The organism is Seohaeicola saemankumensis (assembly GCF_021021435.1).
Taxonomy (GTDB): domain Bacteria; phylum Pseudomonadota; class Alphaproteobacteria; order Rhodobacterales; family Rhodobacteraceae; genus Seohaeicola.
The window spans coordinates 129,929-153,233 of record NZ_JAINWI010000017.1 but is presented as its reverse complement, the minus strand read 5'-3'; the positions used below and the strand labels follow the sequence as shown (position 1 = coordinate 153,233).

At 59.0% G+C, this 23,305-nt stretch carries 22 protein-coding genes, 1 pseudogene and 1 other annotated feature; of the genes and pseudogenes, 13 read left to right on the top strand and 10 right to left on the bottom strand.

Features of this window, described 5'->3' with window-relative positions; all coding sequences use genetic code 11:
- Positions 1 to 80: 80 nt before the first annotated feature.
- A pseudogene (locus tag K7H22_RS16440) lies at positions 81 to 1,211 on the bottom strand (IS3 family transposase).
- Between the two features lie 333 nt (positions 1,212 to 1,544).
- Between K7H22_RS16440 and K7H22_RS16435 the strand changes: the two are divergent.
- The 7 genes from K7H22_RS16435 (at position 1,545) to K7H22_RS16405 (ending at position 9,434) form a co-directional block, all read left to right on the top strand.
- Complete coding sequence (locus tag K7H22_RS16435; RefSeq protein ID WP_230801967.1) at positions 1,545 to 2,942, top strand: M20 family metallopeptidase; 1,398 nt, start codon at positions 1,545 to 1,547, stop codon at positions 2,940 to 2,942.
- Between the two features lie 24 nt (positions 2,943 to 2,966).
- Complete coding sequence (locus tag K7H22_RS16430) at positions 2,967 to 4,217, top strand: DUF2254 domain-containing protein (RefSeq protein ID WP_230801966.1); 1,251 nt, start codon at positions 2,967 to 2,969, stop codon at positions 4,215 to 4,217.
- Positions 4,218 to 4,345: 128 nt separating this feature from the next.
- Positions 4,346 to 4,403: a sequence feature (sul1 is cis-regulatory element that is thought to sense ions involved in sulfur or methionine metabolism; They are found in Alphaproteobacteria), on the top strand.
- Positions 4,404 to 4,475: 72 nt separating this feature from the next.
- Positions 4,476 to 5,966 (top strand): SulP family inorganic anion transporter, encoded by a 1,491-nt coding sequence (locus K7H22_RS16425; RefSeq protein ID WP_230801965.1) that lies wholly within the window; start codon positions 4,476 to 4,478, stop codon positions 5,964 to 5,966.
- Between the two features lie 13 nt (positions 5,967 to 5,979).
- Positions 5,980 to 6,834: a universal stress protein gene (locus K7H22_RS16420; protein ID WP_230801964.1), complete on the top strand. Its 855-nt coding sequence runs from the start codon at positions 5,980 to 5,982 to the stop codon at positions 6,832 to 6,834.
- A gap of 143 nt (positions 6,835 to 6,977) precedes the next feature.
- Positions 6,978 to 8,150, top strand: a complete 1,173-nt coding sequence (locus K7H22_RS16415) for a YbfB/YjiJ family MFS transporter (RefSeq protein ID WP_230801963.1) — start codon at positions 6,978 to 6,980, stop codon at positions 8,148 to 8,150.
- Between the two features lie 85 nt (positions 8,151 to 8,235).
- Complete coding sequence (locus tag K7H22_RS16410) at positions 8,236 to 8,799, top strand: sigma-70 family RNA polymerase sigma factor (RefSeq protein ID WP_230801962.1); 564 nt, start codon at positions 8,236 to 8,238, stop codon at positions 8,797 to 8,799.
- Positions 8,796 to 9,434: an NrsF family protein gene (locus tag K7H22_RS16405; protein ID WP_230801961.1), complete on the top strand. Its 639-nt coding sequence runs from the start codon at positions 8,796 to 8,798 to the stop codon at positions 9,432 to 9,434. The genes K7H22_RS16410 and K7H22_RS16405 overlap by 4 nt, the downstream gene beginning before the upstream one ends.
- Before the next feature lie 64 nt (positions 9,435 to 9,498).
- Here K7H22_RS16405 and K7H22_RS16400 read toward each other — a convergent pair whose 3' ends face one another.
- The 4 genes from K7H22_RS16400 to K7H22_RS16385 form a co-directional block, all read right to left on the bottom strand.
- A complete protein-coding gene (locus K7H22_RS16400) occupies positions 9,499 to 12,078 on the bottom strand; it encodes an ATP-binding protein (protein WP_230801960.1) in 2,580 nt (859 codons plus the stop codon).
- Between the two features lie 215 nt (positions 12,079 to 12,293).
- Positions 12,294 to 14,162, bottom strand: coding sequence for a sensor histidine kinase (locus tag K7H22_RS16395; protein WP_230801959.1), 1,869 nt, complete (start codon positions 14,160 to 14,162; stop codon positions 12,294 to 12,296).
- Positions 14,159 to 14,743 carry an RNA polymerase sigma factor gene (locus K7H22_RS16390; RefSeq protein ID WP_230801958.1) on the bottom strand — a complete coding sequence of 195 codons (585 nt, stop codon included), beginning with the start codon at positions 14,741 to 14,743 and terminating at the stop codon, positions 14,159 to 14,161. The genes K7H22_RS16395 and K7H22_RS16390 overlap by 4 nt, the downstream gene beginning before the upstream one ends.
- Entirely contained in the window at positions 14,740 to 14,901 is a 162-nt protein-coding gene (locus K7H22_RS16385) for a NepR family anti-sigma factor (protein WP_330165860.1), read from the bottom strand. The genes K7H22_RS16390 and K7H22_RS16385 overlap by 4 nt, the downstream gene beginning before the upstream one ends.
- A 102-nt stretch (positions 14,902 to 15,003) precedes the next feature.
- Between K7H22_RS16385 and K7H22_RS16380 the strand changes: the two genes are divergently transcribed.
- The 5 genes from K7H22_RS16380 to K7H22_RS16360 all read left to right on the top strand — a co-directional run bounded on the left by K7H22_RS16380 (position 15,004) and on the right by K7H22_RS16360 (position 18,188).
- Entirely contained in the window at positions 15,004 to 15,813 is an 810-nt protein-coding gene (locus tag K7H22_RS16380; RefSeq protein WP_230801956.1) for a response regulator, read from the top strand.
- Positions 15,814 to 16,017: 204 nt separating this feature from the next.
- Positions 16,018 to 16,191 carry a DUF1328 domain-containing protein gene (locus K7H22_RS16375; protein WP_230801955.1) on the top strand — a complete coding sequence of 58 codons (174 nt, stop codon included), beginning with the start codon at positions 16,018 to 16,020 and terminating at the stop codon, positions 16,189 to 16,191.
- 69 nt (positions 16,192 to 16,260) lie between these two features.
- Entirely contained in the window at positions 16,261 to 16,578 is a 318-nt protein-coding gene (locus tag K7H22_RS16370) for a DUF883 family protein (protein ID WP_230801954.1), read from the top strand.
- Positions 16,578 to 16,967 (top strand): hypothetical protein, encoded by a 390-nt coding sequence (locus K7H22_RS16365; protein WP_230801953.1) that lies wholly within the window; start codon positions 16,578 to 16,580, stop codon positions 16,965 to 16,967. Before K7H22_RS16370 ends, K7H22_RS16365 begins: the two co-directional genes overlap by 1 nt.
- 87 nt (positions 16,968 to 17,054) lie before the next feature.
- On the top strand, positions 17,055 to 18,188 hold the full coding sequence (locus K7H22_RS16360) for an AI-2E family transporter (RefSeq protein WP_230801952.1): 1,134 nt from the start codon (positions 17,055 to 17,057) through the stop codon (positions 18,186 to 18,188).
- Between the two features lie 36 nt (positions 18,189 to 18,224).
- Here the strand turns inward: K7H22_RS16360 and K7H22_RS16355 are convergent, their stop codons facing one another.
- On the bottom strand, positions 18,225 to 18,698 hold the full coding sequence (locus K7H22_RS16355; RefSeq protein WP_230801951.1) for an RrF2 family transcriptional regulator: 474 nt from the start codon (positions 18,696 to 18,698) through the stop codon (positions 18,225 to 18,227).
- Positions 18,699 to 18,894: 196 nt separating this feature from the next.
- Between K7H22_RS16355 and K7H22_RS16350 the strand changes: the two genes are divergently transcribed.
- The gene (locus K7H22_RS16350; protein WP_230801950.1) at positions 18,895 to 19,320 is read left to right on the top strand and encodes a PaaI family thioesterase; all 426 of its coding nucleotides are present in this window, start codon (positions 18,895 to 18,897) and stop codon (positions 19,318 to 19,320) included.
- On the opposite strand, the gene K7H22_RS16345 is transcribed toward K7H22_RS16350, so the two are convergent.
- Genes K7H22_RS16345 through K7H22_RS16330 form a run of 4 tightly spaced genes read right to left on the bottom strand, consistent with a single transcriptional unit; the run spans position 19,321 to position 23,097 of the window.
- The gene (locus K7H22_RS16345; RefSeq protein ID WP_230801949.1) at positions 19,321 to 20,097 is read right to left on the bottom strand and encodes a heme ABC transporter ATP-binding protein; all 777 of its coding nucleotides are present in this window, start codon (positions 20,095 to 20,097) and stop codon (positions 19,321 to 19,323) included. It lies immediately after the preceding gene.
- Positions 20,097 to 21,170: a FecCD family ABC transporter permease gene (locus K7H22_RS16340; protein ID WP_230801948.1), complete on the bottom strand. Its 1,074-nt coding sequence runs from the start codon at positions 21,168 to 21,170 to the stop codon at positions 20,097 to 20,099. Before K7H22_RS16340 ends, K7H22_RS16345 begins: the two co-directional genes overlap by 1 nt.
- 2 nt (positions 21,171 to 21,172) lie before the next feature.
- On the bottom strand, positions 21,173 to 22,054 hold the full coding sequence (locus K7H22_RS16335; protein ID WP_230801947.1) for a heme/hemin ABC transporter substrate-binding protein: 882 nt from the start codon (positions 22,052 to 22,054) through the stop codon (positions 21,173 to 21,175).
- Positions 22,051 to 23,097 carry a hemin-degrading factor gene (locus K7H22_RS16330; RefSeq protein ID WP_230801946.1) on the bottom strand — a complete coding sequence of 349 codons (1,047 nt, stop codon included), beginning with the start codon at positions 23,095 to 23,097 and terminating at the stop codon, positions 22,051 to 22,053. Before K7H22_RS16330 ends, K7H22_RS16335 begins: the two co-directional genes overlap by 4 nt.
- Between the last annotated feature and the right edge of the window lie 208 nt (positions 23,098 to 23,305).

Here is a 23,305-nt window from a genome sequence, read left to right as displayed (position 1 = left end):
CAGAGTCTCGCTCACGCTGGATAAAAGTTGGGGGCAACGTCCTGGACCTGTCACGCTTTCGTGCCGCCCCAAGTGCTCGTTTAGGCCACTGTCCGTTCGAAGGCGACCGGGCTTTTCCAACCCAGAGCTGAGTGGCGTCGGCGCGGATTGTAGAAGCCGTTGATGTATTCAAATATCGCCATTTCAGCTTGCCTGCGCGTTTCCGATGACTGCCGCCATATCAGTTCGGCTGTGATCGTTTTGAACAAGGTCTCGACGGCGGCATCATCATAGCAATTGCCCTTCCCAGACACCGACACCTTGAACCCGTGCTGGCGCAGGATCTTCTGGTAGTCGTGCGAACAATACTGCGACCCACGATCCGTGTGATGGATGCAGTTCTTGGGCGGCTGCCGGAACGCGATGGCCATCTTCAAAGCCCTGATCGCAAGGTCGCGTTTCATCCGGTTCGAGACCGCCCAGCCAATTACAGGCCGTGAATGCACGTCCAAGATCACAGCCAAGTACAGCCACCCCTCGCGCGTCCAGATATAACTGATATCGCCTGCCCACTTTTGGTTGGGCGCATCAGCGTTAACGTCACGATCCAGCAGGTTTGGCGCGACATTGAACTTATGATTGCTGTCCGTTGTCGCCTTGTATTTGCGAGTTCTTACGACTGATATGCCGTTCTGACGCATCAGCCCTGCCTACGCGGCGGTGCCCTACATTCAGACCAATCTCCTTCAGTTCTTCGGTCATGCGTGGCCTGCCATAGCTGACCAAACTGAGACGGGATTGTTCTTTGATATGGGCCAGCGTGACCAGATCAGACCGCTGCCTGCGGCTGGCTGGACGGCTGCGATGCGCCCGCAAACCACGCGGGCTGACTGCCATAACCCGGCACATCAGATTGATGGAAAATGTTGTTCGGTGTTCTTCAATGAACTTAAACCTCACAGCTTTTGGCTCGCAAGGAACACCGTGGCCTTTTTTAACACTTCCCGCTCCTCCTTGAGAATGCGGTTCTCACGACGCAACCGGTCATTCTCTTGGGCAAGGCTCAGATCCTCTTTTGACACCACATCCGTGTCTCGATGTGCAGTGACCCATTTGTTCAGCGTCGACATGCCGACGCCCAGATCGTCAGCCACCTGTTTGCGCGTCAGTCCACTGGTCAGCGCGATACGCACCGCATCAGCGCGGAATTCGTCTGTCCGTTTCAGTCCCATAGTCAGTCTCCTTTGTTGCAGTAAATGCAATCAAAGGAGCGGCATCAAACCGCGACAGGTCCAAAACAAAGGCCGCGCCAATAAAGGCAAAGGCGGCCTAAATATTTAAAACGAAACATAAAAGTGTCTTGAAACTTCAAGTCTAGCACCGACGTCGTCGTCGGGACTGGCAAGAAGTGTAGCGCCATTTTCCCGACTTTACCGACCAGTGGGATATGGACAGTCAGTCACAGTCACATAAGGTGCCAGCTGTCCGGCGAGTTTACCGGATAGCAGAGGCCGCAAACGCTCTCATGTGATTTGCGAAAGATCGGACACCGAAGGATGACAGCCATGACTCGTGACACAGCGATAGACAGGATTTCCGGCTATTTTGATGCAGGAGACTTCCGGTCCGAGCTTTCGGATCTGGTGGCCTATCAGACAGAAAGCCAGAACCCGAACCAAGGCGTTGCCTTGATGCGCTATCTGACCGAGGCGATGGAGCCGCGTTTGACGGCATCGGGATTTGTGTCGACGATCTTTGCCAATCCCGATCCGCGCGGGGGGCCTTTGTTGATAGCCGAGCGGCATGAGGCTGATGGTCTGCCCACGATTCTGAGTTACGGACATGGCGATGTAATCCGCGCGCAGGCGGATCAATGGCGCGAGGGGTTGCATCCTTTCGAGCTGGTCGAGGAGGACGACCGCTTATATGGACGCGGCACAGCTGATAACAAATCGCAGCATTTGATCAATATTGCAGCCCTCGAGGCGGTTCTTGCGGCCCGTGGGTCGCTGGGGTTCAACTGCAGAATCGTGATCGAGATGAGCGAGGAGACCGGTTCGACCGGACTTGCAGCATTTTTCGAGGCAAATCGCGAGAAACTGGCGGCGGATGTGCTGATCGCCTCGGACGGACCGCGGTTGCAGCCGGATGTGCCTACGATGTTCATGGGGTCTCGCGGTGGCGTAACCTTCGATCTCACGGTGTCCTTGCGTGAGGGCGCGCATCATTCGGGCAATTGGGGCGGTCTTCTGGCTGATCCGGCAATGATACTCGCGCAAGCACTTGCCGTGATGACCGACAAGCGGGGCCAGATCCAGATCCCCGAATGGCGCCCTGACAGCCTGACACCTGCGGTGCGCGCGGCGCTTGACGGTTTACCGATCGACAGCGAGGACGGGCCTGCGATCAATAGCGACTGGGGCGAGGAGAGCCTGACTCCGGTCGAGCGGGCCTATGGTTGGAACAGCTTTGCCGTGCTGGCGATGACCAGCGGTGTGCCGGATGCGCCGGTCAATGCGATATCGGCCAATGCGCGCGCGACCTGCCAGTTGCGCTATGTGGTGGGCACCGATCCCGACGACATTTTGCCCGCACTGCGGCGGCATCTAGACGCGCACGGGTTCGCGCAAGTCGAGATTACCCCGCATGAGAGCGGCGTTTTCAAAGCAACGCGGCTGGATCCTGATCATCCTTGGGTAACGTTCGTCGCCGAAAGCCTGACGCGCAGCGCAGGATGCGCTCCACATGTCCTGCCCAATCTGGCGGGATCACTGCCCAATGACTGCTTTACGGATATTCTGGGTCTGCCTACGGTTTGGGTGCCGCATTCCTATCGCGGCTGTTCGCAGCATGCACCGAACGAGCATGTTCTCAAACCGCTGTGCCGCGATGCCCTGCGTCTGATGGCGGGATTGTTCTGGGATCTGGGCGAGGGTGACACGCCGCGTGGCACCCAAGGCTAGGCCGTTGATCAAGGGAATGACATTATGATCTCTCGCTATGCCTGGTATCTGCGAATTCTGTTCAGACAGGTCTGGCTGCGGGTTGCCAGCTTTGCTTTGCTTGCCTTGGTGTCGGTCTGGGTGGCGCGTATTGCATCTGCCTATCTTCCCGAGGATATGGCTTTGCGGACAGGGTCGGATGCTGTCGGGCAATTGCTGAATGTGCTGACATCCTCGATGTTGGCTGTAACGACGTTCTCCTTGTCGATCGCGGTTGCGGCTTTCGCGGCGGCCTCAAGCAACGCGACGCCGCGTGCGGCTGTCCTGCTGCAACAGGATCATACAACGCAGAACGTGCTGGCGACATTTCTGGGGGCGTTTGTCTTTGGACTGGTCGGGCTGATCACCCTGAATGCCAAACTCTACGATGAATCCAGCCGGTTCGTGATCTTTGCCGTGACCGTTGCTGTGATCGGTCTGGTTGTTCTGGCGTTGATCCGGTGGATCGACCACCTGATGACCTTTGGCCGCATCGGGAACACGCTGGACCGTGTCGAGGCGGCGACATCCGAAGCCATGAAGACGCGGTTGCGTGATCCCTATTTGGGCGGTGTCTGCTTGACCGTGATACCTGACAGTGCAACCCGCGTCATTGCAGCCCGCGCCACCGGCTATGTCCAGCATATCGACATGCAGGCGTTGCAGGACTGCGCCCAGACGATTGATGCCCCGGTCTATCTGGCCTGTCTGCCAGGCAAGTTTGTCACGGTGGGCGAACCCTTGCTGCGGACCACTGCGAGCAACATCGGCAAGGCGCATGAGGATTCGCTTTGCGCCGCTGTGACGTTGGGCAAGCGCCGGACCTTTGACGGTGATCCGCGTTTCGGGTTGATTGTGCTGGCTGAAATCGCCTCGCGTGCCTTGTCGCCTGCGGTCAACGATCCAGGGACGGCGATTGATATTCTGGGCCGTCTGGTCCGTCTTCTGGCGCTCTGGCGCGAAGACCCCGAACCTACCAGGAAGTTTTCGAAAATCCATGTGCCGCCCATCACGGCAGAAGACATGATCGAGGATGCCTTCCGCCCCATTGCGCGCGACGGAGCGGGGTTGGTCGAGGTGCAGATCAGGTTGCAAAAGGCGCTGTTGTCCATTTCACGGGTCTGCCCCGACGATCTGGCCAAGGCGGCAAAAGGCATGGCGCGTGATGCGGTGATCCGTGCAGAAGCATCGGATCTGGTGCCTGCGGATATGGCCGTGATCCGCGCCGCGGCCGCGCCTTTCCAGACTGCTCGCTGAATACCTGATCACGGAAATTACCGCCTGTAATTGGGGCACCACGGCATCAGCGACGCCATAGCCAAAGCTGACAGGGTGTTCCGGTCTTGGCAAACGGGGTCGCAGCCTGTATGCGGCACCGCAGCGAACATGGACTTGGGTGCAATTCCCGAGTGGCTCTTCCGGCCGCCTATCCGCCGGGTCAACCGAACATAACCATGCGATATGGTTGTTGATTGCACCTGACCAAACGGTGCGACGACGATGAACGGATTGTAGATGATTTCTCTTGATGCTTATAAAAACCAATGGTTCGGCAATGTCCGCGGCGATCTGATCGCAGGGCTTGTTGTCGCGCTGGCGCTGATCCCCGAGGCGATTGCCTTTTCCATCATTGCGGGGGTTGACCCCAAGATCGGCCTCTATGCCAGTTTCTCTATCGCTGTGCTGATTGCCTTTACTGGCGGACGCCCCGGCATGATCTCGGCCGCGACCGCAGCTACGGCTGTTCTGATGGTCACGCTGGTGCGGGATTACGGACTGGAATATCTGCTGGCGGCTACGGTGCTGGCCGGACTAATCCAGATCGCCGCAGGGCTTCTGAAGCTGGGTTTCGTCATGCGCTATGTGTCGAAATCAGTGATGACGGGTTTTGTGAATGCGTTAGCGATCCTGATTTTCATGGCACAACTGCCGGAGTTGGACCCGCGCAGCGTCACATGGCTGACCTATGTGCTTGTGGCGGCGGGACTGGCGATCATCTACCTGTTTCCGTTGATTACCAAGGCGATCCCTTCGCCCTTGGTGACCATCATTGTGCTGACCGCTGTTGCGCTTTTCTTCGGGTTGGATGTCCGCACGGTCGGCGACATGGGAGAGTTGCCCGACACGCTGCCGGTCTTTTTGATCCCCGATATCCCGCTGACCTTCGAGACACTGATGATCATCCTGCCCTATTCGGTGGCGGTGGCCATTGTGGGCCTGCTGGAAAGCCTGATGACGCAGAATATCGTTGATGATCTGACCGATACGAAATCCAACCGTAATCAGGAATGTATCGGTCAGGGGATCTCGAACACGGCCACAGGCTTTATCGGTGGCATGGCGGGTTGCGCCATGATCGGCCAGTCGATCATCAACGTGAAATCCGGCGGGCGTGGGCGGCTTTCATGTTTTTCGGCGGGTGTTTTTCTGCTGTTCATGGTGGTGGTGATGGGCGATCTGGTCAGCCAGATCCCAATGCCCGCATTGGTGGCCATTATGATCATGGTATCCATCGGCACCTTCTCGTGGTCGTCGGTCAAAGCGCTCAGAACGCATCCACGCTCCTCGTCCATCGTGATGATCGCGACGGTGGTGACGGTGGTTTATACCCATAACCTTGCCATCGGTGTTCTGGTCGGCGTGCTGCTGTCCGGCATCTTCTTTGCGGGCAAGATCGCGCAGCTTTTCAAGGTGACAACCGGCATCAGCCCCGATGGCAGCCACCGGACCTATGTGGTCGAAGGACAGATGTTCTATGGCTCGGTCGAGGATTTCATGAACGCTTTCGACTTCAAGGAAGCCTTGGAAAAGGTCACCATCGACGTCAGCCGCGCCCATATCTGGGATATTTCCTCGGTACAAGCGTTGGACATGGTGATCCTCAAGTTCCGCCGTGATGGCGCGGAGGTCGAGATCATCGGAATGAACGAGGCGACAGAAACCATCGTCGACAAGCTTGCTATCCACGACAAGCCGGGCGCGATGGACAAACTGATGTCGCATTGAGGGAGGGGAACAAATGTCTGACAAAATCATCGCTTTCGTCGACGGGTCCGTCTATTCGGCTTCGGTTTGTGAACATGCCGCTTGGGTCTCGGGTCGAACCGGATCGCCTGTTGAATTGATCCATGTGCTGGGCCGCCGCGAGGCTCCCGAGAAATACGACCGGTCCGGTTCTATCCAGTTGGGCGCCCGCAGCAAACTGCTGGAGGAACTGTCCGAGCTTGACGCGCAACGCTCGAAACTGATCAGCCATCGAGGCCGCGCCATTCTTGAGGATGCGCGCAAGATCGTGGACGAAGCAGGTGTATCCGAGATCACCACCCGCTTGCGTCAGGGCGATATCGTCGAGGCTGTGTCCGAGGTCGAGAAAGACGCACGTGTCATCATCGTGGGTAAGCGCGGCGAGGCGGCCGATTTCGCCAAGGGACATCTTGGATCGAATCTGGAGCGGATTGTCAGGGCTGCGACCAAGCCGGTTCTGGTGGCGTCGCGTGCCTTCAAGCCGATCACCAAACTGCTGGTCGCCTATGATGGTGGTCGCTCGGCCATGAAAGCAGTCGATCATATCGCACGCACCCCGCTGTTTCAGGGGCTGTCCGTCCATGTCGTGACGGTCGGTGCCGCGACGACAGAGGTCAAAAATGGTCTTGAGGATGCAAAAGCACTTTTGAAGGCCGCAGGGATCGAGGCCGATACATCCATCCTGCCGGGCCAGCCTGAAACTGCGCTTGGCAAACTGGTCGAGGAGGCGTCTTTCGATATGTTGGTCATGGGCGCTTACGGTCATTCCCGTATCCGCACGCTTGTGATCGGCTCCACCACGACCGAAATGGTCCGCTCCTGCAAGGTGCCTGTGGTTCTGATGCGTTAGCTCTTGCAGTAAAATGGAAAGGCAGGGCTTGAACCTGCCGGTTTTTCATTGTCTGCCTGTTGCCGACGGTTTCTTCGCTTGGGACGGGACCGAACCGATCAGGTCTTCATGCCGGAACGCGCCACAAAAGCGGACTTTAAGGAATGACAGCGGGGCCATCCCGCCCTTGGCTTGTGCTGACTGGGCTGGCCTTGGGGGTGACAGTCACCAATGGTTTTGCCCGCTTTGCCTATGGCTTGATCCTGCCCGCGATGAAATCTGAAATGGGGTGGAGCTACGCGCAAGCGGGCTGGCTCAATACTGCCAATGCCATGGGGTATATTGCAGGGGCAATTCTGACCATGTTGCTGATCCGGCACCTATCCCCCTCGCGCCTGTTCGCGATCGGTCTGGTAGCCACGGCTTTAGCTTTGTTGGCGACGGGTCTTCATGCGGCACTGTGGTGGCAGACCCTTTGGCGCATCATTGCGGGCGTGGTCGGGGCGATGTCGTTCTCGACCGCAGGCGCATTGACGGCAGGGCTGTTTCAGGGGGATCCACGCCGGAATGCGCTGGCGATTGCGATCCTGTTCGGCTCGGGCGGCGGGTTGGGGATCGTGCTCGCAGGGGCGGCATTGCCGCTGATGCTGGACGCATGGGGAAACGCCTCTTGGCCGATGGGCTGGATCGTGATCGGTGCCATCAGCCTGTCTTTCGTGCCTCTGGGCCTTTGGGCCGCATTCCAGCTGCGCGCGCCCGTCCAGTCCGATATCAGTCCGGTTCCCCTTCCGGTCCGCCGTATTCTGCCTGAACTTGCGGGCTATGCCGGCTTCGGGCTGGGATATATTGTCTATCTGACATTTCTGTCGGCATGGATGACCGAACAGGCGGCATCAGCAGGGTTTATCGCCTTTGTCTGGGTTGTTCTGGGGATCAGTATTTGCCTGTCCCCGCTGGTCTGGCGCCCGGTTCTGTCGCGCTATGCCTCGGGCGTGCCGCTGGCGCTGATCCTGACCGGCATCGCCATCGGATCGGCCTTGCCGGTGATCCTGCCAAGCGGTCCCGTCCTGCTAGTGTCTGCCGTCGTGTTCGGATTGTCCGTTTTCATGGCTCCCGGCGCTGTCACCAGCTTTACCCGTCAGAACCTGCCACCTGACAGCTGGGGCAGGGCGATCAGCCTTTTTACCGTGGTGTTTGCGGTGGCCCAGACGGCAGGCCCCTATGGCGCGGGTCTGGTCGGCGATCTGACCGGCAATATCGGCATCAGCCTTCTGGTGGCGTCCGGTTTGTTGCTACTGGGGGCTGCGATCGCCATGCTGCAACGCCCCTTACGCTGACAAAACCGAGAAGCTTGGACGCCTCACCAAGAATTCATGCGACAAGGATGCGTGATCTGTTCCAGAATACAGGCTTGAAGTCCGGATGATGGATGAAGACGTGCGCGATCTGGAAGGCGAACTGGCACCGTTGCTTTGTGCGGCCCTGAAAGGGGACCAGCGGGCCTATGCGCTGTTTCTCAAGGAAACGACCTGCATCCTGCGAAGCATGGTTGCGCTACGTATCGGCAGCCTTCCCCAAGATAGTCAGGAAGACATCCTGCAAGAGATGTTGATGGCGCTTCATGCCAAACGGAATACATGGGATATGAATACTCCCGTTCTTGCGTGGATACGGGCAATCGCGCGTTACAAACTGATAGATATCCAGCGACGACGCAGGTTGCTTGCATATGTTCCTCTGGATGCCGACCTGAAGGCCGAGCCCGGGGCTGGCGATGTGCCGGCTGTTCTTGCCGCGCGCGACAGCGAGTCCCTGTTGGCAAGGCTTGATCCGCGTTCGGCCCGTATCGTGCGGGCTGTCAGTCTGGAAGGGGATAGTATGGCCGAGGTAGGGCACCGCCTGTCCATGAGCGAGGGGGCGATCCGTGTTGCCCTGCACCGCGCGATCAAGCGCCTCGCCGCAATCGCCCGAAAGGATGATATATGAAGACCGAAGACCTGATCGCCGATCTTTCCAGGGATGCTGCGGCAACACCGTTGCGCCCCCTTCGGATCGGTGCCGCGCTGTCCGGCGTGATCATCCTCTGCGCGGCCGCGTTTCTGGCAGTCGCAGGCATTCGCGACGGGTTGGGCGCCGCTTTGTCTGATCCGGTTATTGGCAGCAAGACCTTTCTGCCCTTCGTGCTTTGCGTGGCTGCTGTCGCCTCTGCCCTGCGGTTGATGCGGCCCGAGCGTAACGGACAATTCCGTATTTTTGTGCCTGCACTGGTAGGGCTGGCGGCGGGCGTGGTTCTTGTCGCGGGCGGGTTTGTAGCCCAGCCCCGCGAGTTGTGGTTTGCCGAACTCAACCCCGTCTCGGTGACGCAATGTCTGGGTTTTATCCTGCTGATTTCTGTTCCGGCGCTGGCGCTGTCTTTCAGACTTCTGGCGCAGGGGGCCACCACTGCCCCCATGCGTTCCGGCGCGGTGCTTGGTTGTGCTGTCTCGGCAGGGGTGACTACAGGGTATTCGCTCTATTGTGTGCAGGACAATCCTGTCTTTTTTGTCATTTGGTACGGGATGGCCATTCTGATCATGACTGCAATAGGCGCGTTGGCAGGGTCACGGTTTCTGCGCTGGTGAATACCCAGCGCGGAAACCGGCAGCACCAGAAGAAATGGCAACCTTGTCAGACCCTACGCATCCCTTAGCGGGGGTCGGAAGGCGTCTGCGCCTCAAGATGTTTTTCGATCTGCGCGAGCAGAACTTGCCGCTTGAGGGGCTTTGCTATCACGTCAACAAAACCCGCGCCCAGATATTCGCTAATCTGATGCGGCATCAAATTGGCGGTAAAAGCGATTGCAGGGGGCATGCGGTAGCCGTGATCGGCCGCAGCCTCGCTCATCTGGCGCAGCGCGTCCGGGCCGTCTACAACCGGCATCGAGATATCCAACAAAAGCATGTCAAAGGTGCTTTTCATGAATGCCTCGATAGCCTGCTTGCCGTTGCGGGCCACGACAAGCTCCGCGCCTGTGTCCTCAAGCATGGCGTTCAATACGTCCAGATTGACTTCGTTGTCATCCGCCACCAGAATCTGCCGGCCTGACAGATCGATCAGGTCGCTTGGCCCAGCCTTTGCTTTTTGCACGGGTAATTGCGTGTCCGACTGCTCGGGTGCGAGGGGCAGCGGAAGCGTGATCCCGATCTTTGTGCCCTTGCCGGGTTCCGATTCCAGATCAAGTTTGCCCCCCATTTTGTCGATCAGGCGACGCACGATCGACATACCAAGTCCGGTCCCGCCAAAGCGACGAGTGACGGATCCGTCGGCTTGCGTAAACTCGTCAAATATCCGCGCCTGCTCCTGCGCGGTCATGCCGATCCCTGTGTCAGTCACTTCGATCCTAAGATCATCGCCGGGCAGGCTGCTGATCAGAACCGTGATTTTTCCCCTGTCCGTGAACTTGATCGCATTGCCCACGACGTTGTGCAGTATCTGGGTCATCCGATGCGGGTCGCCCATCCGTGGGTGGCGTGCGCGGCTATCGGTAAAGATATCCAGACGCAGTCCTTTTTCCTGAGCCTTCAACTTGTGCAGTGCCTCGATCCGCTGTGCCACGACATCCAGACGGAAAGAAACGACTTCCAGATCAAGCTTGTCGGCTTCGATCTTGGATAGGTCGAGTATGTCGTTGAGGATCGCCAAAAGCGCTTCGCCACTGTCGCGGATCACAGAAATCATCTGTTTCTGGCTGGGTGTTGTCAGCGTCGTTTCCAGCATCTCGGCCATGCCCAAAATACCGTTCATGGGCGTGCGGATTTCGTGGCTCATCGTCGCAAGAAACATGGACTTGACGCGGTTCGCCTCTTGCGCGGCGATCACGGCGGCATGGATGCTCGTGACTTCCGTGCCCGCACCGCGATAGCCCGCAAACTTGCCTTTGTTGTCAAAAATCGGCGTGCCGCTGGTCATAACCCACAAATCGCGACCGTCACTCGCGCGAAAACCGTAACTGAACTCGCTGAACGGTTCGCGTGCGTTCGTTTTTTCTGAAAGCCAGTCCCAATCTGCCTGGTTCGACATGGTGGCCCATTCAGCAGGAAACTCCGATCGTGTTTTGCCGATCAGCGAGTCCGGAGGGAACCCTGTTACGGCGCTGAATCCGGGCGAAAGATAGGTGAAACGCAAATCTGCGTCCTGCTCCCAAACCCATGAACGGCTTATCCCTGCTACTTCGGTGAAGCGGGCGTTGATCTCTTCCTGCGCGTCAAGTGACGCACGCAGTCTTGCTTCCGATTTCAATTGCTGGGCGCGGGCGCGTTCAAGTTCGGCCATCCGGTTGCTCAGTGCGGAATTCGAACCCTCAAGTTCGCCGATATGGCGTTGCCGCTCTTCGATCAGGCGACCCATCAGGAAGCTGGGCATCATCAACAAAAGCCCCGAGATCAACATGACAGCACGCAGTATCTGGGCGGTCGGGGGTGTCGTGTTCCAACCGCCAGCCGGAATCGCCGACAACTGCCAACTGCCGGAAGGCAAAAGCACGCTGAGGGTTACGGGATCTTGCGACAGGATGTCGGGATTTCCGAAAAACACATCGCGGTTGCCACTCACACCGTCACGGCCAGACAGTGCAAACTGCATTGATCCGTTCTGGTTCAGCAAACCCGCCTCTCGGTAAAGCGCCTGTTCGTCGATGACTGCCGAGACAAGGCCCCAGAATTCTATGGCTCCGTTCGGTTTTGGGACGTAAACCGGAAAACGGCCGATAAAGCCCTTTCCGCCCTGCACCAGATCGACAGGCCCCGCTAGCACAAGCGATCCGCTTGTGCGTGCGCGTTCGGCAGCTTCGCGTTGCGCCTCGTTGGTGCGATAATCCAGACCGATCGCAGCCTCATTGCCCTCGACCGGATATACCATCCTGATCACCATATCGGGCGCAGCGGCCAGATTGCGGATCGCCTTTGTCTCGCTCATCAGACCTTCGGCAATGCTTGCGAACCGGTCCTGCTGCATGTCTGGCTCTGTGATCATTGTTGCAATCAAGCCGCGGATCAGCTGGATATTTGCGTTGACCTGCCCTTCAAGCTGGGTGCGGACAATTGTCAGGTCCTGCAGCAAATCCACCCTTAACTGCTGGGTATAAAACATCTTGTTGCGATGTTCGGCCGCCAGCCAGAGCCCGGTGACGACCACGACCGACAGGATGACTGCCAGCTTGGTGGGACGCATCAAGCCGCGCCAGATATCGAGGGTTTGCTGTCGGGCAGTGCCGAGCCTTTGGATCATGTTTTTTCCCAGAGCCGCAAAGGACGCGTAAAATTCGGATCACTTACTCACACCCCCACCCTTTCACATGTTAAAAGCGAATGGCGCGAAAAGCGACAACTTACAGACAATTTATTTTGTATAACTAACAATGGCATAAGGATGCCACATCTATTGTCAAACCGATCAGGGACCGGCAACCGCCGCGCGGCCGTCAAGATGCAGGTTTTCGGTGATTAAAGGCAGTTGTCGATCAGGGAGTCGTCGGTTTCTTCCGGCGCATTGCGCGCCTCCGCCTCGGTCAATGGTGTCAGCTTGAAACCCATTGCAAGTGCAAACCTGCCGTCTTTCTCTTCACGGGATACCTGCCCGCCAATCTGCTGTGCGAAAGCGTCCAAAAGCTGGACACCAAGGCCGGTGCCGCTTTCGATCTCGGTATCATTGTCGGGGCGTGTGCCGGTGCTGTTAACCACACAGAGCAGGGCAGCGTCTTCCTCCATCCGCTTCAGACTGACCGACAGATGCGGCGGCCCGTCCCCGTCATTGCCGGCATATTTGATTGCATTTGTCAGGGCTTCCGTCAGAAACAGCGAAAGCGGAACGGCCTGATCGGGGGTCAGACGCACGGGATCGAAGTCCTGCTCGATCTCGATCGGGCGTCCGGGACCGGTCGCCATATGGGTCAGTTGTCGCAGGATATCTGAAAGCAACTCGTCCGCGCTGATATCGGTCAGGCCGCTGGTCTGGTAGAGGCCGCGGTGGATCGTGGCCAGACTCATGACGCGGTCGCGTACCCCTGTCATCAATCCCTTTGCTTCGGGACTGCGCGCTTGCCGGATTTGCATGTTGAGGATCGAGGCTATCAATTGGAGGTTGTTCTTGACGCGGTGATGGACCTCGCGCAGTAGCACCTCTTTTTGATGGACGGCATTTTCCAGCTCGGCCTCGTCATGCAGGATGGTATCGGTCATCCTGACGAATGAATCGGATAACTGGCGCAATTCGATCGGCGCGCCCGAGACGTCGATCTCGCGCACAACCCTGTCGCCACCTGCAAAGGCCCCGATAGCGCCGCGCAGCTTGTAAATGTGCCGTGTCACCATACGCCCTGCGGCAAGCCACGCCACGATAAGGCTGGCGCCCCACATCAGCGCGGGGAACAGCGCGGCAGGCACAGTATCAAGCGCCTGTATCCGGTGCCCTTCACCGGGCCATGTGCCCAAGGCATAGAGGTTTTCTTCAATCAGAGGGATCACGGAATAGACCCGTTCTATTCCAAGCTCCGACACAGCGGTAAAGGCAAGCGGACGACTTCCGACAAGGGCTTTCAATGCTCTGTGGCGCGGCAGGATACCCTGCGCGCTTTCCAGCCCCGCCGATGAGGTCAGCACTTCGCCTTTCTCGTTGAAAGTCAGGATCGCCGCACCCTGTTCTTGGGGAAGGGACAGAAGCATCCGGTCTTCTGGCAGGCCGCTGATTTCCCGCAAGGCCATATGTGGCAGAATGACCGACACGGCACCAATGATTTCGGCGGGTGCGTCATCACGCGGTTTGGCACCGGTAATAGGATGGTTGATCAGAATGGCTGATCCCGAAGCGAGAATACCGTTATTGTCCAGCATCACCTCTGGGCCATCGGATTCCATCAGATCCTGCAAAAGAATCGTGCCTGCCATATTGTCCCGCATGGTTGCGGACGCACAGATGATCTCACCACCTGACCCGACGACGGCGATCTGGGCCTGCTCTGCCAGTTGCGAAGACAGCAAGGGCAGTTCGATCCGGCAGCTATTGGCGGCATCTTCACCGCTTTGCCCGTCCTCCTGATTGTCAGCTCCCAATATGCCGGTCTCGCTTGATAGCCTGTTGGCAAGCGCGGCGGCCATGCCCTGACCGCGCTGGATCAGGCGCAACTCGGATTGCACGCTCATCAAGGTCTCGCCCATCAGCGCCGCTTCCGAGCGCGCCTTGGCTTCTTTCAGCAGGCTTACGGCCTGCAGGACCGCGATCAGGCCAACCGGCAGCAATGCCACAGACAACAGCAAGGCCAAGCGCAGACCCAACCGTTCGGGTGACCAACTCCTCCGGGAGGGATGTCGGCTCATGCGGCTTGCGTTCCCGATCGTGACATTACGGCTGCGGTCGAACCGTCAACGCCGTCCAGCATGTGCTCGCCGTCCTTCATGCCCAACAAGGCGCACAGCCGTGACCGCGCCCTGCTGGCGCGACTTTTCACTGTGCCGGGCGGCACGCCGATCATTTCGGCGGCTTCTTGCACCGAAAAGCCGGAGGCCCCGACAAGAAGAAGCACCTCGCGATGCTCGTCCGACAGTTTTGCGAAGGCTGCACGGAAATCCGTCATCGCCAGTTTGCTGTCATGTTCGGGCTTTTCATAGAGAGACGCGGCATGGATGCCTTCTGGGTCGGGCAATTCCCTTTTGCGTTTGCGCCTATGTGAATAGAACGTGTTCCGCAGGATCGTGAACAGCCATGCCCGCATGTTGGTGCCGGTCTGGAAGCTGTCGATATGCGTCCATGCCTTGACGATAGTGTCCTGCACCATGTCATCGGCAAGTGCGACATTGCCTGTCAGACTTATGGCAAAGGCACGCAGTGCAGGCAGATGATGTGTCAGCGCCTCGCGCGGATCATCAGGTGGAGGCAGGTTGTCAGGAGCGGTTGTCATTTTCCAGTCTCCTTGGCGCGCAGACGCTCAAGCAACTCTTTGAACCGGTCAGGCACATCTTCTTCCAGCGCGTCCTGATAGACCCGTTTGAGATTCTCGTCGATCTGACGCTTTAGTCCTAGGCCTTTGCGTTCCGGTCTCTGATCGTCTTGCGTCATTCCTGACCTCATGCCTGTACACCACATTTTTTGCTACGTAGACGGAACCAAACGCATGACCAGACGTTTGGTTCCCGATAAAACTTCATCGAAGGGAAAAAAATGTCATCCGGTACTCAGTCCGACCTTGCTGATCTTGTTGGCGACAGCCTGCCATATCTGCGTCGTTACGCCCGTGCTCTGACAGGCAGTCAGGATGCTGGCGATCGTTTCGCGGCCGCCACGATCGAGGCGATCCTTGCTGACCCCTCGATCATGGGCGAGATTTCCCCGCCCAAACTGGCCCTGTTTCACGCCTTCCATGTGGTCTGGTCCAGTGCCGGAGCCCCGCTTGTAGAAGCAGAGGACAATCTGACCGCCCGCGCACAGCATCACATGGCCCATTTGACTGCGAATACCCGCGAAGCGCTTTTGCTACAGTCGATCGAAAGCTTTACCACCAACGAAGTGGCGAAGATCATGCAGGTCGAACAAAATGAGGCGGCAGAACTGATCGAGATTGCGCGCAATGAAATGCAGGCGTCGATACTGGGCCGCGTCATGATCATCGAGGATGAGCCGATCATCGCCGTTGATCTGCGCGAGATCGTCGCCGATATGGGGCACACAGTCACCGGAATTGCTCGCACACGGACCGAAGCGCTTGCATTGGCAAAGAACAACCCGCCCGATCTGGTTCTGGCTGATATCCAGTTGGCCGATAAATCTTCGGGCATTGATGCGGTCCACGATATCCTCGAGGCGCTGGGCGAGCGACCAGTGATCTTTATTACTGCGTTCCCCGAACGCTTGCTGACCGGCGCAAAGCATGAACCGGCGTTTCTGATCACCAAGCCCTATGACGAGGATCAAGTGCGTTCCGCGGTGAGTCAGGCGATGTTCTTCGCCTCGACTGAAACCCTTTCAGCCTGAGACACGTATCCCCCGGCTTAAGGCCGGGGGATTCAAGGTTTGGAGGTTTCAGGCTAACATTTTGTTATAAGATCCTTTTCAGCGTATATTTCGGTCTGGTTCGAGAATTATCCGAACTAGCAGGGAACCGTTCCGTCCCAAGCGGCGTTTTTAATTGCGAAGGCACAAACGGATTGTGCATAAAAATTTGGAAAGGAGACCAACATGCTCGGATGGGCCCTGACATTTCTTGTGGTCGCATTGATCGCGGCAGTTTTCGGTTTTGGTGGCATCGCTTCTGCGTCCGCCGGGATCGCCCAGATACTCTTCTTCATTTTCATCGCGCTTTTCGTGATCGCCATGATCGCACGTGCGGTGCGTGGCCGTCCCCCGATGTAATGATCTGACCTTGAATCCCCTTTTTCCAGGCATCCGTTTCAAACGTGCCTGATATGTATGGAGGCCTGAATGGCACAAGCAGCAAACAAACCGACCACCGATGACATCAGCGAACAGCTTGCAACCCTGCGTGAGGATGTGGCTGCCCTGACAACCACCCTCAGAGATCTGACGCGCGCCGAAGCGCAAGACGCGGCGAAGGGCGCGAAGCGTATGGCTGGCAAGGCCCGCGAGGGGGTTGAGCATGAATATGAGAGGCTGCAAAAGCAAGCTGGCGATGCGGTTGATCATGCGGATGCCCTGATCCGTGAGAAACCTGCAATGGCCATGGGCATTGCAGCCGGTGTTGGCCTGCTGGTCGGCTTGATGCTGTCGCGGAGATCATAATGCAGCATGCTGCGGCACATCTCGAAGCTGCTGTTGCGGCGCGCGCCCGAGAGGGGGTGCGCCGTATAGGCTTGCTATTGGTCAGTGCGGCGTTTCTGGCAACTGCAGCAGGGTTTCTGACCGTTGCAATGTGGATCTTGCTGGAGACAACCTATTCCGCGCAAATCGCCGCCGTCATCCTTGGCGGTCTTTATCTTGGTGCGGGCGGTCTGGCCCTTTACGCAGCACTGTCCCCCAGCCGCTCTGAACGCGAGGCCCGACTGGCCAGAGCGCAGGCGCAGGCCCACGCCCATCCTGCAGGCCAAAAAGCGCCCTTTCCGCCATTGGCCGAAGCCTTCGTCTTCGGTCTGGATACGGCCCTGCGGTTGCGTCGCTCGCGTGATCGCTGACAGGCGTCCCGCGCCTGAATTGCCCCATCCCGCCCTTGAACCGGGGCGGGATTACCTGTGAAGAAATGACATCCGGAGCCTGAACTGGTGATTCCCCCCACAGCCCCTGTGCCGGCTCCTCGTCGTCTTCCCCAAGAGACGAGTTTCCCGCGTGCCGCAACGCTGTCGCTTGTGGCGATTGCCAGCCTGATGGTTCTGGCAGCACTTCAGGAACTTCGCAGTTTTGCCATCCCAACTGTTCTAGCGCTACTGGCGGCGGTCGCGCTGGAACCCGTGGCCCGACGCGCCGACAAAATCCGGATACCGCGCAGCCTGTCGGCAGCCGTGATCGTTCTGGCTGCCATCGGCGGGATCGCCGCGCTGGTCTATTATGTTTTGCCAAGTGCTGACGAATGGAACCGGCGCGCACCTGATATCCTGCGAAAGCTGGATGAGCTCTTGCGTAATCTGATCAGTGACTTGACCGACGCGATTCAGGGGCCGCAGTTTAACAGTGACGGAGAAGAGATCGACCCGATGGAGCAATTGACCGGCTCTGGTCAATCCGTGCTGGCTGGTCTGGCCGTGTCAGTCCCTGTTTTCCTGAGTGGCACGGTCTATGGGGCGGTTCTGACCTTCTTTCTTCTGCGCGAACGGGCGTTGCTGGCGCGCTGGGTGATGGCCTTGGGAACAAATCCGCGCCGTCAGCGCGCTCTCGGCCGCGCGATCCGCGATATCCAAAGCAACGTATCCTCCTATCTTTTCGCAATCCTGCTGATCAACACCGCTTTGGGACTGGTCGCTACGGCATTGTATTGGGCCTTCGGGATTCCCAATCCTTTCCTCTGGGGATTGTTGACGGGCGTTCTGAATTTCATGCCTTACATCGGCCCCGCGATCATGGCGATGATCCTGCTTGGTGTCGGCCTTGTGACCTTTCCCGAGCCGCAAAGCGCGTTTCTTCCTGTCCTATGTCTTCTGGTTCTAAATACGGTCGAGGGGCAGTTTGTGACGCCCATGCTGGTTGGCCGTCAGATGCGCCAATCCGCGCTCACGATTTTTCTGGCGATCACTTTCGGAGCATGGCTCTGGGGCGCTGCGGGTGCAATACTGGCGACACCCGTGCTTCTGGTTGCTTCGGCATTTACACGCAGGCGGCCTTTGGTGGTATCTGATGGAAGGTCCGACAGAGCCCGCATTGCCGCTTATGCGACAGCGCCCCGTGCGCAGCGCACGCGCTGATCGGGGTTTACCGACTGCTCCGGCACCCCCTTGGGATCAGGGCTTCATACTGTTCGGAAAATTGGCGAGCGCGGGATAGGAAGCTGCGCGTGGACCCATGAAGAAACGGGGCTTTACGACCAGATCAGCCAGAGTGCAGGCATCGAAGACCGACAGATAGTTTTGCGTCGCACGGATCACGATTGCAGGAAGGCGACAGCCTGCGGTCAAGCGGCAGGCATTGCCGGTCTGAAAACACTCGACCATGTCGAAATCGGGTTCCGTGGCGCGGATCACGTCACCGAGATTGATCTGCGCCGGTGGAAGGGCCAGCCGGAAACCGCCCGATCTTCCGCGTTGTCCGATCAGAAATCCGCTTTGCGTCAGGCAAAGCACAACCTTCTTGAGATGGGCGCGCGAGACACCGAATACGAGGGCGCTTTCCTCGATCGTGGTCAGGCAATTTTGGTCAAGACTGGCGGCATGTAGCAGCACGCGAAAAGAATAATCCGTAAATTTTGTTAGACGCATCGCAAACTCCGGTAGGCTGATCGTCCATCTTCCCCGGCTTGTGCGGGGCTTTGGATGATGGGGCCACCGGCCTGTGCAAATGACGTGCCAACCTGGTGCGGTGATGCGGTGGCAATCTGCGGGCTGTCAGCTTGGGGGCGGATTGACACTGAACACGAAGCGCGGATGATGCACCGCCGCAATCAGGAGAACATTCGTGACCACAGACAAAGCCCGAATCGACGCCATCGCGCAGGCTCAGCCGCCATTCGCCCAAAGCCTTGGCTTGCGCATCCTGTCGGCTGACCCCGACCACGTCGAGGCCGAGTTGCCTGTGACCGCGGCGCTGTCCAATCGTAACGGCACCCTGCATGGCGGGGCCTTCATGGCGCTGGCCGACAACCTTGGCGGCACAGCAACCTTTCTCAACCTGCGCGAGGGCGAGGGGACCAGCACCATCGAAAGCAAGACGAACTTTTTCAGGCCAGTTGCGGTTGGAGATACGGCCCGTGCTGTGACTCTGCCACTGCATAAAGGCCGCTCGACCATGGTCTGGCAAACAACGATCAGCAATGGTGAAGGCAAACTTGCGGCGATTGTGACGCAGACGCAGATGATCCTGCGGCCCCAGCCGAAAGCCTGATCAGATCGCCGTGGCCTGCGGCACCAGCCACGGCCCCTGTTCGGGCACAGCATTGACCCGCACGGGACAGCCATAGGTCTGTGCCAGATTGGTATCGGTCAGCACCTCGGCAGGACGGCCTTGCGACAGGATACTCCCGTCCAGCATCAAGGCGATCCGATCCGCGAACATCGCCGACAGGTTCAGGTCATGCATGACAGCAACCACCCCGCCGCCTGAATCGGCATAGCTGCGCGTGATCCGCATGACCGTCAACTGGTGTCCGATATCCAACGCCGCCACTGGTTCGTCCAGAAACAGCCAGCGCGGTCCGTTATCGGTCACAGGCTCCCAAACCTGCACCAGAACGCGGGCCATATGGACGCGCGCCTGTTCGCCTCCTGATAGGGTCTGGATGTCGCGCGGCCCGTATCCTGCCAGCCCGACCTCAGCCAAGGCGCGCGCTGTCAGATCTGTTGCGTGCATCTGTACGCTGGCGGTCAGGCCAAGGCGCACGACTTCGGCCACCGTAAAGGGAAAGGCCAGGTGCGTCGATTGCGCCAGAACCGCGCGGATCGCGGCCATCTTGCGGGGATGTGTGGCATTCAGCTCATGCCCGTTCAGGCTGGCTGCGCCACCATAGGGCAGATCACCGGTCAGCGCGCGCAACAGCGTGGTCTTGCCCGATCCGTTCGGCCCGACAATCGCAGTCAATGTGCCGGCATGGGCCGACATCGTGATCCCCTGCAGGATCGTCCTGCCTGAAAGACGGGCTGTCAGGTTCTGCACCGTCAGCATCACAATCCCCCCAAGCCACGGCGTTTCAGCAATATCCACAAAAAGACCGGCGCGCCCATGGTGGCGGTGACGATCCCGATCGGCAGTTCTGCGGGGCTGACGATCACGCGGGCGACCATATCGGCCCCCACAAGCAGGCTGGCCCCCAATAGTGCTGCATTCGGAAGGAGGTAGCGATGATCCGGCCCCGTGGCCAAACGCAGAAGATGCGGCACGACGATCCCGACAAAGCCGATACCACCGGCCACGGCGACGGCGGCCCCTGCGGCGGCGGCCACGCCAAGGATCGCCAGCCGTTTGACGGTTTCAACATGGATACCTAGATGTGCGGCCTGCGCCTCGCCCAGTGCCAGCGCATTCAGCCCCCGCGCCAGAAGCGGCGACAGCAGCAGGACCGGCAAGATCAGGGGCAGGCTGGCCGCCAGCTTGGACCAGCTTGCGCCGGCCAATGACCCCATGTTCCAGAAGGTCAGATCCCGCAATTGCCTGTCATCGGCCATATAGACCAGCATCCCCGTCAATGCACCGGCCAGCGCACCAAGTGCGATACCGGCCAGAAGCATGGTCGCGACCGAGGTTTGCCCGCCACGGGTGGCCACTCGGTAAAGCAGCAGGGTCGAGGCCCAGCCGCCCAGAAAGGCGGCAACCGGCACCAGATGCGCGCCGATCAGCACCGCCAGTCCGGTAGGAAGCAGCCCGGCCAGCACAATGGCCAGAACTGCGCCCAAGCCCGCACCGGCGCCAACCCCGACAATGCCCGGATCGGCCAATGGATTGCGGAACAGCCCCTGCATCAAGGCCCCCGACAAAGCGAGCGCCGCGCCGATCATCAGTCCCATGGCCAGACGCGGCAGGCGGATATCCATCAGGATCACGCGGTCCCGCACCGACAACCCTTCGCCGCTGACCAGATCGCGGGCAGCGTCGAACACGGACAGACCCGCTGCGCCGGTTCCCAAAGACAGGATCGACACAACAACCAGCAACCCCAACAGGGTCCGCGTGGTCTGTGCGGCCCCTACGCTGCGGTCGTCTTCCTGCGGCGATGTTTTGTGCCAGGGCAGCGCCACCATGCTTAGCCCCCTGTGCCGTACAGCGCCGCATGCAGTGCTGTGGCGGCGGCGGGGGTGCGGGGACCAAAGCCCAGCAATAGCACCCCGTTCATCCGCAGGACGTTTCCGTTTTGCCCCGCAGGGGTAAGGCCAAGGGCCGGATGGGCCTGAACATCCTCGGTCGAGATAGCAAGATCGCCCTCGCGGTCCATCATCAGGATCAGATCGGGGGCCGCAGCGATCACAGCCTCATCTGTCATCTGTTTATAGCCGTCGAAACCCGTGGCCGCATTCACGCCGCCTGCCAGTTCGATAATGCCTTCCGCCGAAGACCCTTCGCCCCCCGCCATGACGCGCCCGCTTTGCAGCGACAGCACGAACAGAACCCGTTGGCGATCAGTCACCGCGGTAGCGCGTGCTGTCGCCGCGGCCAGTCCTGCGGCGACGTCCTGCCGCAAGGCGGCTCCGGCATCGGGTAGACGCAGAGCCATGGCAACAGCGTCGATCTTATTCAGCACGCCTTGCGGTGTCGGATCGTCGGGCATGGTGACAAACTCCACCCCTGCGGCTTCCAGAACCGCAATGGTTTCGGCCGGTCCGGCACCGCGTTCTGACAGGATCAGTTCGGGCGCGACAGACAGCACGCCCTCGGGTGACAATGCCCGCACATAGCCGACGTCGGGCAGGTCCATGACCGAGGGTGGATAGGTCGAGGTGGAATCGCGCGCGACCAGTTGATTTTCCGCGCCAAGGGCGACGACGATCTCGGTTACCGATCCGCCCAGTGTCAGAAGGCGCACCTGATCGCCGGATTGCGCGCGCGGGGTCAGCGGCAGGGCCAGAAGCCCCACAGCTAGAAGACCGGCACCCAGCCCCAGATGCAGCGATGTCACCGTCAGTTTCATGCTGTCACCTCCTCGCGGGTGGGCAGGCTGGCGCACAGCGCCTCCCATGCGGCAGGGTTCAGATCCTTGCGATATCCGAAGACTTGCAGGATCAGCCCGCCGGATTCGTCAAACGCCTCGACGCTGATTGCAGGTCCGCGCTGCGTGGGCTTGGTCACGCACCAGACTTCGGCAATGTGATCGGCACGCAGATGCAGGTTGAAACGCGGGTCCATCACGTTGATCCACGGTCCCATTGGCACTATCTTGTCTATGGAGCCACCGTGGATCTGGATACATCCGGCATTGCCCACAAAAATCATCACGGGAATGGCTTGTTCCGCTGCTCCGCGCAACGCCAGTGTCACAGAATCTGGCGACAGGGCCCGCACATAGGGCTCCCCTGCCAGGCGGTAAGCGCCTAGCCGGTTCATATTGAGCTTGCGCACCAGTTTCAAAAACTGGTGCGTGTCGGTCATCTTGTCCCACTCGGATTGCAAAACACCTGCACGATTTGAATCGCTGCGGGCGGCCTCGGGGGTGGTCCGTGTGCCAAGCTCCAGCCTGTCGGATTGCTGCGGCAAGCGCAGCGCCTCCACCAGCCTGTCAAAGGCCGCGATATCCGAAGTTGGTTTCAGGTGCACCTTATGCACCGCATCGCCTGCAACGTCGAAAACCTGAAGGCTACGCTTCACACCATCCTCGCCCGTTTCCTGAACCGCAAAGGCATGCACCCAGTGTGAGGGGAAAATCCGCAGATCGATCTCGGCACCCAGAACCATCTGGGCATGCGGTCCGGCGTGGTAGTCCTCGTATGTGCCGATACGTTCATGCACGCAAGAATTGTTGCGCGTCAGTGCCATGACTTCGCCAAGCATCTGGATCTGCGGCATCAGCCGGTCCGGGACGGCGTCAATCGCCGTGGCCCAATGTCCGACATGAGCCGCGACCAGATCGGCCTCGGTGATACCCTGCATCTGGGCAAAGTCGCGGGCGCGGGGTTTGGGGTTCTCAGCGCGCAGGGCGCGAATCTGGTCCGGTGTGAGGGCATTGCGGTCGGCCATCATGGCGATCCTTTCAAAGTGCAAAAGGCGCGATTCTGGCGGGCCAAAGGGCGTAGCTGGAGCGCAGGCAGGACGTCAAACATATCTTCCAGATATACTTGACAGTTACAGTAAGGATACCTAGAAGCCTTTTCCTGACAGTTCAAGTCAGATAATTCTGCCGCCAGCCACAAGCTCTATCGCAGGCCAGCCTCCCCGCAGACCATAA

What these genes read in the sequence shown, in the direction of transcription:
- K7H22_RS16435 (WP_230801967.1), top strand. Translation starts at nt 1,545, where the DNA reads ATGACTCGTGACACAGCGATAGACAGGATTTCCGGCTATTTTGATGCA.
- K7H22_RS16430 (WP_230801966.1), top strand. Translation starts at nt 2,967, where the DNA reads ATGATCTCTCGCTATGCCTGGTATCTGCGAATTCTGTTCAGACAGGTC.
- K7H22_RS16425 (WP_230801965.1), top strand. Translation starts at nt 4,476, where the DNA reads ATGATTTCTCTTGATGCTTATAAAAACCAATGGTTCGGCAATGTCCGC.
- K7H22_RS16420 (WP_230801964.1), top strand. Translation starts at nt 5,980, where the DNA reads ATGTCTGACAAAATCATCGCTTTCGTCGACGGGTCCGTCTATTCGGCT.
- K7H22_RS16415 (WP_230801963.1), top strand. Translation starts at nt 6,978, where the DNA reads ATGACAGCGGGGCCATCCCGCCCTTGGCTTGTGCTGACTGGGCTGGCC.
- K7H22_RS16410 (WP_230801962.1), top strand. Translation starts at nt 8,236, where the DNA reads ATGATGGATGAAGACGTGCGCGATCTGGAAGGCGAACTGGCACCGTTG.
- K7H22_RS16405 (WP_230801961.1), top strand. Translation starts at nt 8,796, where the DNA reads ATGAAGACCGAAGACCTGATCGCCGATCTTTCCAGGGATGCTGCGGCA.
- K7H22_RS16400 (WP_230801960.1), bottom strand. Translation starts at nt 12,078, where the DNA reads ATGATCCAAAGGCTCGGCACTGCCCGACAGCAAACCCTCGATATCTGG.
- K7H22_RS16395 (WP_230801959.1), bottom strand. Translation starts at nt 14,162, where the DNA reads ATGAGCCGACATCCCTCCCGGAGGAGTTGGTCACCCGAACGGTTGGGT.
- K7H22_RS16390 (WP_230801958.1), bottom strand. Translation starts at nt 14,743, where the DNA reads ATGACAACCGCTCCTGACAACCTGCCTCCACCTGATGATCCGCGCGAG.
- K7H22_RS16385 (WP_330165860.1), bottom strand. Translation starts at nt 14,901, where the DNA reads ATGACGCAAGACGATCAGAGACCGGAACGCAAAGGCCTAGGACTAAAG.
- K7H22_RS16380 (WP_230801956.1), top strand. Translation starts at nt 15,004, where the DNA reads ATGTCATCCGGTACTCAGTCCGACCTTGCTGATCTTGTTGGCGACAGC.
- K7H22_RS16375 (WP_230801955.1), top strand. Translation starts at nt 16,018, where the DNA reads ATGCTCGGATGGGCCCTGACATTTCTTGTGGTCGCATTGATCGCGGCA.
- K7H22_RS16370 (WP_230801954.1), top strand. Translation starts at nt 16,261, where the DNA reads ATGGCACAAGCAGCAAACAAACCGACCACCGATGACATCAGCGAACAG.
- K7H22_RS16365 (WP_230801953.1), top strand. Translation starts at nt 16,578, where the DNA reads ATGCAGCATGCTGCGGCACATCTCGAAGCTGCTGTTGCGGCGCGCGCC.
- K7H22_RS16355 (WP_230801951.1), bottom strand. Translation starts at nt 18,698, where the DNA reads ATGCGTCTAACAAAATTTACGGATTATTCTTTTCGCGTGCTGCTACAT.
- K7H22_RS16345 (WP_230801949.1), bottom strand. Translation starts at nt 20,097, where the DNA reads ATGCTGACGGTGCAGAACCTGACAGCCCGTCTTTCAGGCAGGACGATC.
- K7H22_RS16340 (WP_230801948.1), bottom strand. Translation starts at nt 21,170, where the DNA reads ATGGTGGCGCTGCCCTGGCACAAAACATCGCCGCAGGAAGACGACCGC.
- K7H22_RS16335 (WP_230801947.1), bottom strand. Translation starts at nt 22,054, where the DNA reads ATGAAACTGACGGTGACATCGCTGCATCTGGGGCTGGGTGCCGGTCTT.
- K7H22_RS16330 (WP_230801946.1), bottom strand. Translation starts at nt 23,097, where the DNA reads ATGGCCGACCGCAATGCCCTCACACCGGACCAGATTCGCGCCCTGCGC.